Origin of the sequence: Serratia sp. Tan611 (assembly GCF_905188235.1) — a bacterium.
In the GTDB taxonomy this organism is placed as follows: Bacteria; Pseudomonadota; Gammaproteobacteria; order Enterobacterales; family Enterobacteriaceae; genus Serratia_B; species Serratia_B rhizosphaerae.
The window spans coordinates 4,915,515-4,928,207 of sequence record NZ_LR994655.1 but is presented as its reverse complement, the minus strand read 5'-3'; the positions used below and the strand labels follow the sequence as shown (position 1 = coordinate 4,928,207).

Here is a 12,693-nt window from a genome sequence, read left to right as displayed (position 1 = left end):
AACAATCTTTATACCCGCTAAAAACCTTTCGTTGACATCCACAGAAAGAATATTGTTATTACGCGTTAACAACAGCAGCAAAAGGCGATCTTATTCACATAATTGCTAACGTGACAATTACTACACGTAATTAGGGTATTTTCGCTAATTAACTGCTGCCTTTGTGTTAAAAAAAAGTAAATTAACTAAAAAAAGCGGCCAGTTAATTAGTCTGCTTATTTTTACATATGTAGCAAGGTTCAATCTGCCGTCTGTTTGATCAAAAACAAACTCAGTTTGCCTTAAGCACCACCAGATGACGTTCGCCTTCCAATTCCGGCACCTGCAAACGCACCACCTCTTCAAGCGCAATACCCTCTGGCAATGCATCCAGCTCTTCGTCAGGACGGACGCCCTTCAGCGCATAAAAGCGCCCCTGCCCTTGCGCCGGCAGATGGCGGCACCAGGTCAGCATATCCTGCAGTGAGGCGAATGCGCGACTGATTACGCCGTCAAACGGCGGCTCGGCCGGGAATTCTTCCACCCGGCTCTGTACCGGCTCGATATTGGTCAGCCCCAGCTCGTGCTGTACCTGCCGCAGAAAACGCACCCGCTTACCCAGGCTGTCGAGCAGCGTAAAATGCGCATCCGGACGCACAATGGCCAGTGGAATGCCGGGCAGACCTGGGCCAGTGCCGACATCAATAAAGCGTGAGCCTTCAAGGTGCGGGTTAACCACGATGCTGTCGAGAATATGGCGGACCAGCATTTGCTGCGGATCGCGCACAGAGGTCAGATTGTACGCCTTGTTCCACTTATCCAGCATGCCGACATAGCCCAGCAACTGCTGTTTTTGACGATCGGGAAGCGAAATACCGGCTGCAGCCAGCAGCGAGTCTAACTTTTTGTCCACAATGGAGTCCTCTGACCAACGCGAAATCCGCCGAAGATGGCGAAGGGCTATGATAATTCAGGCTGAAAATGATGTCAGCGGCCAATTGCCTATCCATTGGGCAATCGACCGCCGAAAATGCAGATTTATGCGCTGCGGCGCAGCAGGCCTTGCTTCTTCAACCACACCAGCAGAATAGAGATCGCCGCAGGAGTAATCCCCGAGATGCGCGATGCCTGTCCGATGGAGGTAGGTTTGTGATCGTTGAGCTTGGCGATGACTTCGTTCGACAGCCCGGAAACCTGATGGTAGTCCAGGTCAAGCGGCAGCAAGGTGTTCTCGTTGCGCTGCTGGCGCTCGATCTCTTCCTGCTGACGGGCGATATAGCCTTCGTATTTCACCTGAATTTCCACCTGCTCGGCGGCCTGAATATCGGCCAACGGCGGCTGGAAAGCGTCGATCGAGGTCAGCAGTGCGTAATCCATTTCCGGACGGCGCAGCAGTTCTTCACCATTAGCTTCGCGCGACAGCGGCGTTTTCAGCAGTTTGTTGACTTGCTCAACGTTTTCCGAATGCGGGTGCAGCCAAACGTCGCGCAGGCGCTGACGCTCGCGCTCGATCTGTTCGAGTTTGTCGTTATAGCGCGCCCAGCGGACATCATCCACCAGGCCCAGCTCGCGGCCTTTTTCCGTCAGACGCAGATCGGCGTTGTCTTCACGCAGCATCAGACGATATTCCGCCCGTGAGGTGAACATGCGGTACGGCTCTTTGGTGCCCAGCGTGCACAGATCGTCCACCAGCACGCCAAGGTAGGCCTGATCGCGACGCGGCGCCCAGCCTTCGTCTTCGCTGGCGTAACGTCCGGCATTCAAACCGGCCAGCAGCCCCTGCGCACCGGCTTCTTCGTAACCGGTGGTGCCGTTAATCTGACCGGCAAAGAACAGGCCCTGAATAAATTTGCTTTCCAGCGTCGGCTTCAAATCGCGCGGATCGAAGAAATCATACTCAATAGCGTAACCCGGACGAATAATGCGGGCATTTTGCATCCCTTCCATCGAGCGGACGATCTGCATCTGTACGTCGAACGGCAGACTGGTGGAAATACCGTTCGGGTAGATTTCGTTGCTGGTCAGCCCTTCCGGCTCGAGGAAGATCTGGTGTGCGTTGCGATCGGCAAAGCGCATCACTTTATCTTCGATCGACGGACAGTAACGTGGGCCGATCCCTTCGATGATCCCGGCGTACATCGGGCTGCGATCGAGGTTGCTGCGGATCACGTCATGGGTTTTTTCATTGGTATGGGTGATATAGCACGGCACCTGACGCGGATGCTGGTCGGCATTTCCCATAAACGAAAATACCGGCGTCGGCGTGTCGCCGTGCTGTTCGGCCAGCACGCTGAAATCAATGGTGCGGGCGTCAATGCGCGGCGGAGTGCCGGTTTTCAGACGGTCAACCCGCAGCGGCAGTTCACGCAGACGCTGCGACAGTGAAATGGCAGGCGGATCGCCGGCACGGCCGCCGCTGTAGTTTTCCAGGCCGATATGAATTTTGCCGTCGAGGAATGTCCCCACGGTGAGCACCACTGCTTTAGCGCGGAACTTCAGCCCCATTTGCGTAACGGCGCCGACAACGTGATCGTTCTCAACGATAAGATCTTCTACCGGCTGCTGGAAGATCATCAGGTTGGGCTGGCTCTCCAAGGCAGTGCGTACGGCCTGGCGATAGAGCACGCGGTCGGCCTGGGCGCGGGTAGCGCGTACCGCAGGGCCTTTGCTGGCGTTTAGTATCCTAAACTGAATGCCGGCATGGTCGATCGCCGTAGCCATCAGGCCGCCCAGTGCATCAATTTCCTTAACCAGATGCCCTTTACCAATACCGCCGATCGCCGGGTTGCAAGACATTTGCCCCAGCGTATCAATATTGTGCGTCAGTAATAAGGTTTGACGCCCCATTCTTGCCGCGGCCATTGCCGCTTCGGTGCCGGCATGGCCGCCGCCGATGATAATGACGTCAAACTGCTCTGGATAAAACATGGAACTGCACCTCGCCGTATTGCGAACGATCGTTGTTTGCCCTGGGGTGGGGGATTCTACTCAAGTTTAGACGATCGACCAAGCGGTACGGATCGTCAGGTAATTAAAAGAAGATCTTTTTATTTAAAGATCTCTTTATTAGATCTCTTATTAGGATCGCGATCCTCTGTGGATAACCGCGTATTCACGATAGAGATCATGAAATTAGGAAGGATCGTTTACTGTGAATGATCGGTGATCCTGACGCTGATAAGCTGGGATCTAAATGGCTAGTTATGCACAGGACAAAAAGCATACGGCAGTTGTTATTTGGATAACTACCGCTTTTACCCTGCTTTTAAGCTTAGTTATACACAATCGTTCGCACGATCTTTGAACGAATCAGAGTAAATTAACCCAACTTTTCAGCCATTCTTCCGCCGGATCTTCCGGAATGTCGTGCTGCGTCACGTCGATCTCCAGGCGATCGCCGATCCTTTTTGCGCCACGAGCCTGTAACAGATCGTCGATCTGTTTGATCGCGCCGCAGAAGGTATCGTATTCCGAACTACCTAGACCGACTGCGCCGAACTGCACCTCGGATAAATCAGGCTGGCGTTCGGAGATCTCATCCCACAGCGGTTGCAGATTATCCGGCAGTTCGCCGGCGCCGTGGGTGGAGGTGACCACCAGCCAGCGTCCGGACTGCGTCAGTTCATCCAGTTCAGGCCCGTGCAGCATCTCGGTGGAAAAACCGGCGTCTTCCAGTTTTTCGGCCAGATGTTCCGCCACATATTCAGCACTGCCAAGCGTACTGCCGCTGATCAGAGTAATGTCTGCCATGAATGAATGATCTCAACCTGCTGCAAAGAGGCTGCATTGTACGCTGTGAATCGCCAGGGATCTACCTGTGGATAATATGGGTATAGTAAAAATCCGTCACGGGACGATGGTGCGCATAATGGGGTTCTGCAGCGAGATCAGCGTTTCCGTCGACTGAATTTCGTCAATCGTTTGGATCTTGTTGATAAGTACCTGTTGCAGCGCATCGATCGAGCGGCACATCACCTTGATAAACACGCTGTAATGGCCGGTGGTGTAGTAGGCCTCGACCACTTCTTCCAGGCTTTCCAGTTTGCTCAGGGCGGAAGGGTAGTCTTTGGCGCTCTTTAATATGATGCCGATAAAGCAGCAGACGTCGTAGCCCAGCTGTTTGGGGTTCACATCGACCCGGGCGCCGGTAATGATGCCGGCCTGTTTCATCTTCTCGACGCGTACGTGAATGGTCCCCGGGCTGACGGCAAAGGTTTTTGCCAGTTCGGCATAAGGCGTACGCGCGTTAGCCATCAGCGCGTTGAGAATGCCGCGATCGAGATTATCGATCTGATAAATTTCCGCCATTTTATCCCCCATAAATTATGGTTTATTGAATTATCACCGCTTAAAAATGAACGATTAAAAGTCAAAGCGCAATATTGTTTGATGGATATTGAATTGAGGCGCTGTTGTGTTGCTTAATCATCAGCAACAGAGACAGGATTTAAGAGATACGGCAATGAAAAAACAGTTTATCCAAAAACAACAACAAATCAGCTTCGTAAAATCGTTCTTCTCCCGCCAGCTGGAGCAGCGGCTGGGTCTGATTGAGGTTCAGGCGCCTATTCTCAGCCGCCTGGGCGACGGTACGCAGGATAACCTGTCCGGCAGCGAAAAAGCGGTGCAGGTCAAGGTGAAAACCCTGCCGGACGCGACGTTTGAAGTGGTGCATTCCCTGGCTAAATGGAAACGGAAAACTCTGGGCGCCCATGATTTCAGCGCCGGTGAGGGCCTGTATACCCATATGAAGGCACTGCGCCCGGATGAAGATCGCCTGAGCGCCATCCACTCGGTGTATGTCGACCAGTGGGACTGGGAGCGGGTGATGGGGGATGGCGAACGCAACCTGGATCACCTGAAAAGCACCGTACGCAGCCTCTATAGCGCTATCAAGGAAACGGAAGCGGCGGTCAGTCGCGAATATGGGCTGGCGCCGTTCCTGCCGGAACAGATTCACTTCGTGCACAGCGAAGCGTTGCTGCAGCGTTTCCCCGAACTGGACGCTAAAGGGCGTGAGCGGGCGATTGCCAAAGAGCTGGGCGCGGTATTCCTGATCGGCATCGGCGGCAAGCTGTCGCATGGCCGCTCTCACGACGTGCGTGCGCCGGATTATGATGACTGGAGCACCACCAGCTTTGAAGGACTGTCCGGCCTCAACGGCGATATTCTGGTGTGGAACCCGGTGCTGGAAGACGCGTTCGAGCTATCTTCAATGGGGATCCGCGTTGACGCCGCCGCATTGCAGCGCCAGCTGGCCCTGACGGAAGATGAAGATCGCCTGCAGCTGGAGTGGCATCAGTCGCTGCTGAAAGGTGAAATGCCGCAGACCATCGGCGGTGGTATTGGTCAGTCGCGCCTGGTGATGCTGCTGCTGCAACTGTCGCATATCGGTCAGGTGCAGTGCGGCGTATGGTCGCCGGAAGTGCGTGAAAGCGTGGAAGGCCTGCTGTAACGCCAGGTTAGCGCCGCCAGCGGCGCATTAAGCGGCTTTTTAGCCCGGTATCAAAGCGCCAGATATGGTCGAAGATGCGCATGATGCCGGGTTTGCCGTAGGCGGACATTGCCACCGCATGAAAACGCTGCTGATGGCTCTGCTGCTGCTGTTTCACCTTTTTAATCACTTCGTCCGGCAGCCGCTGGGCAATAAAGTCGGAAATAATCACCGCGTCGGCGTCGAACCAGCCGCTCTCCGCCATTTTCCCCACCGTTGCGCTCAGGCAGGCCGCCAGATCGGTGCCGCCGCGGAAATGCTGGCCGAGAAAGCGCACCGCCTGTTCAATACCGCTGGCGGCGGTCAGTTCATAATGGACGATCTGGTTGGCGAACAGCATGATGTAGCAGCGGCGGTTATCCGCCAGCGCAATGCGCAGCAGCGCCAGACAAAACGCCTTGGCGCACTGTTCGTTGAAGCCGCCCATTGAGCCGGAGGTATCAACACAGACAATAAACGGCCCGCGCGGCTGTTGATCCTGCTGCTGATAAGTGACCTGGCGGATCATCAGCTTCTCCTGCCAGGAATCCCCCTGCAAACGGTAGCTCAGTAGCTGTTTTTCCAGCAGGCGGCGGTAAAACTCAAACTCCAGTTCCTCAATGCCGAGCGTCGCCAGCTCCGGCGGCAGCAGGCGTAAAATATCATCGCTTTGATGCACGCCGTTCACCTCTTCCGGCAGTGTGGCGGGCACCCGCACCATGACGTGGTACGGCTCCGGCTGCGCATCCTGCTGCTGAATGGCTTTTGCCTCGTAGCTGCGTCCCAACTGCTGGGCCAGTTTCTTCAATTCGGGCTGGGTTTGCAGAAAGTTGCCGTATTCCACCAGCCGCTGATAGTCGCCGCGCTGCAACTGCCCTTTGCTCATATCCCACAGCCGGCCGGCGGCGGTATCGTTCTCCGCCAGCACCGGCTCCAGCGCGCCGCTCAGCGCCAGGCGCTCCTGCAGTTCCGCCATCAGCTGTTCGCGCTCCTGTTCCAGCAGTTGGTGGTGCAGCATGGTGGCCTGCAGCGTCAGGCTGATGCGCCAACGCTGCAAAAATAGGGTCTGGAAGCTGTCATCCAGCGGATGATTGGGCAGATCGGCGGCGTCCACCAGCTTGCGCGCCTGTTCATAGAAGGGGGAAACCAACTGGCGCAGCAGTTCCAGGGTATCGTTGAGGTTTTGATAAAACTGCGCGTTGCTTTCCAATTGGCACTGTTGGTAACGATAGAATTCCTGCGCCAGCGCCGGCGGGACCATTGCCTCATGGATCCGCTGCTTTAGTTGCAGCTTCCAGCGCGGCAGATCGCGATCCAGCGCGCGGCGCAGCGCCGGGAATTTCCTGAAGAACGCGGACAGATGCGGCGCAGCCAGCATGGCGACGATCATATCTTCGATCAGCTCGCCTTCAGTAATGGCCAGCAGCAGGTTGAGCGTCTCCAGGTTCAGCACGGTTACTGGCCCTGCATTTGCTGTTGCTGCTGTTTAATTTGCTCCGCTACCTGCAGCAGGCTGGCTTCTATCTTGGCCAGGCCGGCGGCCGGGGTGAACAGGCAGGGCTGATGCTGGCTGAATAACCGCCGCTGTTCCGCCAGCCGCTGCATCAGCGTATCCAGTTCCTCCAGCAGTTCCGGCGGCGTGGCGCTGGTCTGTTTGCCCGGCAGCGCCAGCAGCGATGGCTGGCGGCTGACGTCCAGCACGGTCAGGTGCTGCTGCTCATCCACCTCTAAATCAATCTGCTGCGCGAAACCAATGCCGTTGAGCTTGGCGCGCACCTCGCCGCCTTTTTGCAGCCAGCTTTCCAGCGTGCTGCTGTCGATACTCAAATGGTTAACCTGAATATCATGCAGCTGCAGCGGCTTTTGCAGCAACAGCGTCAGCGTGCCGCTGCCGAGTGATTCACCCAGCGCGTATTGCGGTTTACGGCTGAACATGCCGCCTTTTTTCACCAGGCTGATGGCCCGGCGATCGCTTTGCTGTTGTTGGTGCTGCATCCAGCGGGTATGCAACTGCTGCAGCTGGAGCAGCAACGTCTGTTGCTGATAGGCCTGCTCGCTCAGCAGTTGGTCAATTTGTTGCTGCATCAGCTTCATGGAGGCCAGATCGTGCCACAGGCAGTCTTTCAGCAGCATCAGATCGATCGGGGCAATGGCTTCGCGGCCGCTGAAGAAGGCGCAGGCCTGCAGTAAGCGCAGCGCTTTTTTCCAGCGTCGGTCGGAAACATAGGGCGCCTGTTCAAGCGCATCCAGCCGCTGGCGCAGCAGGAATATCAGTTCAAAGCAGTTCTCCGGCAGCTGAATTTTATCGATCTGCGCCTGCCATTGCCGGAACTCCTCATCGCTGACGCTCAGTGCTTCCGGCACCGGGTTTTGGTTTTCACTTTGCCGGTTGGTCAGCAGCGAGCGGAAGTTCTGCTTATCCTGCACCTTGTCCAGCCACAGACGGATCAGCATGCGGTCATACAGTGCCTCCAGGCTATTGTCGGCCTCCGGCAGTTCATTCGAGGCGGCGACCAGCAGGCGCAGCGGTATCGGCTTTTCGCTGTTGCCGTTGCGGAAGCGGCGTTCGTTAATCGCGGTCAGCAAGGTATTGAGAATGGCGGGGCCAGCCTTCCAGATTTCATCGAGGAACACGATTTCCGCTTCCGGCAGGTAGCCGTCGGTCAGGCGCTGGTAGCGCCCTTCGTCTTTGAGCGCCTGAATGGAGAGCGGGCCGAATACTTCCTCCGGCGTGGAGAAGCGGGTCATCAGGTATTCAAAGGAGCGGGCATGGCGGAAGGCGAATTTGAGGCGGCGGGCGATCAGACTTTTTGCAATACCCGGCGGCCCGAGCAGAAATACGCTTTCGCCGCTTAACGCCGCCAGCAGGCAGAGCCGGATGGCTTCCTGACGTTCATAAAGGCCGCTCTCAAGCGCGCTGCTGAGCCGGGAAATTCGTTCTGCCAGTAGTGATGAAGACGCCATAAGATTTTTCGCGTTGTCCGAGATAAATTAGCCAATCTTGTCCGAATGGGCGATGATAAACCACCATCATTTTTAATGGTATAGCTGGTTGATTAGCCAAAACTTTCTATTATCAAATGTATTGTTTGCTCACACTTTGTCGTTTTTCTGAGACATTTTATAGAGTAGGCAACCTAAGGAATTCGTGCATACTGTGCGGTTTTTAGTGGACGTAATGGATCTTGGAGCCCGTCTTGGCGGATGCAGCGCTAACGGTTGTTCTAATCAAGAAAACGAATTATGAGCACAGAACGTAAGCAGTCCCTGGCGGCGGTAACCTTGGCGGCTATCGGCGTGGTGTATGGCGATATTGGCACCAGCCCGCTTTATACCCTGAGAGAGTGTTTTTCAGGTCATTATGGTTTTGATGTCCGGCCCGATGTGGTGTTTGGCTTCCTGTCGCTGATTTTCTGGATGCTGGTCATTATTGTCTCGCTGAAATACCTCACCTACGTAATGCGGGCGGACAACGCCGGTGAAGGCGGTATCTTGACGCTGATGTCGCTGGCCGGGCGCAATACCTCGGCGCGCGCCACGGCGGTGCTGGTGATACTCGGCCTGATTGGCGGCAGCTTCTTTTACGGCGAGGTGGTGATCACCCCGGCGATCTCGGTGATGTCAGCGATCGAAGGTCTGGAAATCGCCGCGCCGGCGCTGGATCCCTATATTGTTCCGCTGGCGATTCTGGTGCTGACGCTGCTGTTTATTATTCAAAAGCACGGTACCGGCAGCGTGGGCAAACTGTTTGCTCCGGTAATGCTGATCTGGTTCCTGACCCTGGCGCTGCTCGGCGTGCGCAGCATCATCGATAACCCGGAGGTGCTGCAGGCGCTGAACCCGAAATGGGCGCTGAACTTCTTCTTCGAATATAAGAAAGTGTCGTTCTTTGCCCTGGGGGCGGTGGTGCTGTCGATTACCGGCGTTGAGGCGCTGTACGCCGATATGGGCCACTTCGGTAAATTCCCTATTCGTCTGGCCTGGTTCACCGTGGTGTTGCCGTCGCTGGTGCTGAACTATTTTGGCCAGGGCGCGCTGCTGTTAAAGAACCCGGAAGCGATCAAAAACCCGTTCTTTCTGCTGGCGCCGGACTGGGCGCTGATTCCTCTGCTGATTTTGGCCACGCTGGCGACGGTGATCGCCTCGCAGGCGGTGATCTCCGGCGTCTTCTCCTTAACCCGTCAGGCGGTGCGTCTGGGCTATCTGCCGCCGATGCGCATTATCCATACCTCGGAAATGGAGTCCGGCCAAATCTATATCCCGGTGATTAACTGGCTGCTGTATATCTCGGTGGTGCTGGTGATCGTCAGCTTTGAACATTCGAGCAATCTGGCTGCGGCCTACGGCATTGCGGTAACCGGCACCATGGTGCTGACCAGCATTCTGGTGACCTCGGTGGCGATTAAAAACTGGCACCTGAATCGCTTCCTGGCGGTGGGCATATTGATAGCTCTGTTGTTGATTGATGTGCCGATGTTCTCTGCCAACGCGCTGAAGCTGTTCTCCGGCGGCTGGTTGCCGCTGACCATCGGCTTGATGATGTTTATCGTCATGACCACCTGGAAGAGCGAACGTTTTCGCCTGCTGCGCCGTATGCATGAGCACGGCAACTCCCTGGAGGCGCTGATCGCCTCGCTGGAGAAATCGCCGCCGGTGCGGGTGCCGGGCACCGCGGTGTTTATGTCGCGCGCCACCAACGTGATCCCGTTTGCGCTGCTGCACAACCTCAAACATAACAAGGTGCTGCATGAGCGCGTGGTGCTGCTGACGCTGCGTACCGAAGATGCGCCGTACGTCCATAATGTCCGGCGGGTCACCATTGAGCAGCTGTCGCCGACCTTCTGGCGCGTGGTCGCCAGCTACGGCTGGCGAGAAACGCCGAATGTCGAGGAGGTGTTCCACCGCTGCGGCCTGGAGGGTTTGCCGTGCCGTATGATGGAAACCTCGTTCTTTATGTCGCATGAATCGCTGCTGTTGAGCAAACGGCCGTGGTATCTGTTCTTGCGCGGTAAGCTGTTTATTGCGCTCAGCCGTAATGCGCTGCGGGCGCCGGATCAGTTTGAAATTCCGCCGAACCGGGTTATCGAGCTGGGAACGCAGGTCGAAATATAAGGTTCCGTTATCTCTTCTCTCGGGGGCGTCGCATGCGGCGCCCCTTCTTTTTTACCTGCGTTGCCGCGCTGATATCGAAACGTTTCGATAGCGATCACATTTCCACGCTATGTCGGTTGCCTTCCTTTGTTGTTTTTTTACACTCCACGACAAGCGAAACGTTTCGCTGGTAAAGAATAAGTGGAGCGAAAGAAATGAAAAAAGGCGTGCTGCTTAATGCCGACATCTCCGCGGCGGTTTCCCGTCTCGGCCATACCGACCAGCTCACCCTGTGTGACGCCGGTTTGCCGATCCCGGCCGGCGTTGAGCGTATCGATGTGGCGCTGATGGCCGGCGTGCCGACTTTTTTACAGCTGTTTACTGCGGTCACGCAGGAAATGCAGGTGGAAAGCGCCATGTTGGCCGAAGAGCTCGTCACGCAAAACCCCTCGCTCCATAGCGCTCTGTTGGCGCAACTGACGCAGTTGGGGCAGCAGCAGGGAAATACCATCAGCGTGCGCTATATCAGCCACGGCGATTTCAAAGCGCAAATCGGGCACAGCCGGGCGGTGATTCGCAGCGGGGAATGTTCGCCCTATGCGAACATTATCCTGTGCGCCGGCGTAACTTTCTGAGGTATTTATGCAACCTTTATTGCAACTGACCGGGATAGATAAGGCGTTTCCCGGCGTGAAGGCGCTGTCCGGGGCGGCGCTCAGCGTGTACCCCGGCAGGGTGATGGCGCTGGTGGGCGAAAACGGCGCCGGCAAATCCACCATGATGAAAGTGTTGACCGGCATCTACAGCAAAGATGCCGGCAGCGTGCGTTTCCTCGGTAAAGAGGTGGCGTTTCACGGGCCGAAAGCGTCACAGGATGCGGGCATCGGCATTATTCATCAGGAGCTGAACCTGATCCCGCAGTTGACCATTGCGGAAAACATCTTTCTCGGCCGCGAATTCGTTAACCGCTTTGGCCGTATCGACTGGAAACGCATGTACGCCGAGGCTGACAAGTTGCTTCAGCGTCTTAATCTGCGTTACAGCAGCCACCGTCTGGTGGGGGAACTGTCGATTGGCGATCAGCAGATGGTGGAAATCGCCAAGGTGCTGAGCTTTGAGTCGCAGGTGATCATTATGGATGAGCCTACCGACGCGCTGACCGATACCGAGACCGCCTCCTTATTTAAGGTGATCAATGAACTGAAAGCGGCAGGCTGCGGTATTGTGTATATCTCGCACCGGATGAAAGAGATTTTCGAGGTCTGTGATGACGTTACCATCTTCCGCGACGGCCAGTTTATCGCCGAGCGGCCGGTGAATGAGCTGCAGGAAGAGCGGCTGATTGAAATGATGGTTGGCCGTAAACTGGAAGATCAATACCCGAGGCTGAACCTGCCGCGCGGCAACAAAAGGCTGGAAGTCAGCCAGTTGTCTGGCCCCGGCGTGCATGATGTCAGTTTCACCCTGTATCGCGGCGAAATTCTTGGCGTTGCCGGGCTGATGGGCGCCGGCCGTACCGAATTAATGAAAATCCTCTACGGCGCGGCGACGCGCAAGAGCGGCAGCGTGCGGCTGGACGGCCGCGAAGTGTTGTGCCGTTCGCCGCAGGACGGGCTGGCAAACGGCATCGTTTATATTTCCGAAGACCGCAAGCGCGACGGCCTGGTGCTCGGCATGTCGGTCAAAGAAAACATGTCATTGACCGCGCTGCGCTATTTCAGCCGCACCGGTGGCAGCCTGAAACAGGCTGAGGAACGGCAGGCGGTAGGGGATTTTATTCGCCTGTTTAACATCAAAACCCCGTCAATGGAGCAGCCGATTGGCCTGCTTTCCGGCGGCAATCAGCAGAAGGTGGCGATTGCCCGCGGGCTGATGACGCGGCCTAAGGTACTGATCCTTGATGAACCAACGCGCGGCGTCGACGTCGGGGCGAAAAAAGAGATTTACCAGCTTATCAACCAGTTCAAGCAAGAAGGGCTCAGCATCATTCTGGTGTCTTCGGAGATGCCGGAAGTGTTAGGGATGAGCGATCGCGTACTGGTGATGCATGAAGGCCACATCAGCGGTGAGTTCCCGATTGAGCAGGCCACTCAGGAAGCGTTGATGGCCGCGGCCGTCGGCAAGCAATACGGCGCAAAGCAGGAGTAATT

Annotated in this window: 10 protein-coding genes; 4 read left to right on the top strand and 6 right to left on the bottom strand. The window is 56.1% G+C overall.

Annotation, left to right across the window (positions count from 1 at the left end; translation table 11 throughout):
• Positions 1-271: 271 nt before the first annotated feature.
• From rsmG to asnC, 4 genes are all read right to left on the bottom strand, one after another.
• On the bottom strand, positions 272-892 hold the full coding sequence (rsmG, locus tag TAN611_RS23255; protein ID WP_187043863.1) for a 16S rRNA (guanine(527)-N(7))-methyltransferase RsmG: 621 nt from the start codon (positions 890-892) through the stop codon (positions 272-274).
• A 125-nt stretch (positions 893-1,017) separates the two neighbouring features.
• The gene (gene mnmG, locus TAN611_RS23250) at positions 1,018-2,907 is read right to left on the bottom strand and encodes a tRNA uridine-5-carboxymethylaminomethyl(34) synthesis enzyme MnmG (RefSeq protein WP_203067062.1); all 1,890 of its coding nucleotides are present in this window, start codon (positions 2,905-2,907) and stop codon (positions 1,018-1,020) included.
• Between the two features lie 381 nt (positions 2,908-3,288).
• Positions 3,289-3,729, bottom strand: a complete 441-nt coding sequence (gene mioC / locus TAN611_RS23245) for an FMN-binding protein MioC (RefSeq protein ID WP_111737985.1) — start codon at positions 3,727-3,729, stop codon at positions 3,289-3,291.
• Positions 3,730-3,825: 96 nt separating this feature from the next.
• Entirely contained in the window at positions 3,826-4,287 is a 462-nt protein-coding gene (gene asnC / locus TAN611_RS23240; RefSeq protein WP_015962426.1) for a transcriptional regulator AsnC, read from the bottom strand.
• A 154-nt stretch (positions 4,288-4,441) separates the two neighbouring features.
• Here asnC and asnA point away from each other — a divergent pair, with 154 nt between their 5' ends.
• Positions 4,442-5,434, top strand: coding sequence for an aspartate--ammonia ligase (asnA, locus tag TAN611_RS23235; RefSeq protein WP_105233135.1), 993 nt, complete (start codon positions 4,442-4,444; stop codon positions 5,432-5,434).
• Positions 5,435-5,441: 7 nt separating this feature from the next.
• Here asnA and viaA read toward each other — a convergent pair whose 3' ends face one another.
• Both viaA and ravA read right to left on the bottom strand, forming a co-directional pair.
• The gene (gene viaA, locus TAN611_RS23230; protein ID WP_203067061.1) at positions 5,442-6,905 is read right to left on the bottom strand and encodes an ATPase RavA stimulator ViaA; all 1,464 of its coding nucleotides are present in this window, start codon (positions 6,903-6,905) and stop codon (positions 5,442-5,444) included.
• Positions 6,906-6,907: 2 nt separating this feature from the next.
• Entirely contained in the window at positions 6,908-8,416 is a 1,509-nt protein-coding gene (ravA, locus tag TAN611_RS23225) for an ATPase RavA (protein ID WP_203067060.1), read from the bottom strand.
• Positions 8,417-8,695: 279 nt separating this feature from the next.
• Here ravA and kup point away from each other — a divergent pair, with 279 nt between their 5' ends.
• The 3 genes from kup (at position 8,696) to rbsA (ending at position 12,691) form a co-directional block, all read left to right on the top strand.
• Positions 8,696-10,564, top strand: a complete 1,869-nt coding sequence (gene kup, locus TAN611_RS23220; protein WP_105233132.1) for a low affinity potassium transporter Kup — start codon at positions 8,696-8,698, stop codon at positions 10,562-10,564.
• Between the two features lie 194 nt (positions 10,565-10,758).
• Positions 10,759-11,178 (top strand): D-ribose pyranase, encoded by a 420-nt coding sequence (rbsD, locus tag TAN611_RS23215; RefSeq protein WP_203067059.1) that lies wholly within the window; start codon positions 10,759-10,761, stop codon positions 11,176-11,178.
• Between the two features lie 7 nt (positions 11,179-11,185).
• Positions 11,186-12,691, top strand: a complete 1,506-nt coding sequence (rbsA, locus tag TAN611_RS23210; RefSeq protein WP_105233130.1) for a ribose ABC transporter ATP-binding protein RbsA — start codon at positions 11,186-11,188, stop codon at positions 12,689-12,691.
• Positions 12,692-12,693 lie beyond the last annotated feature (2 nt).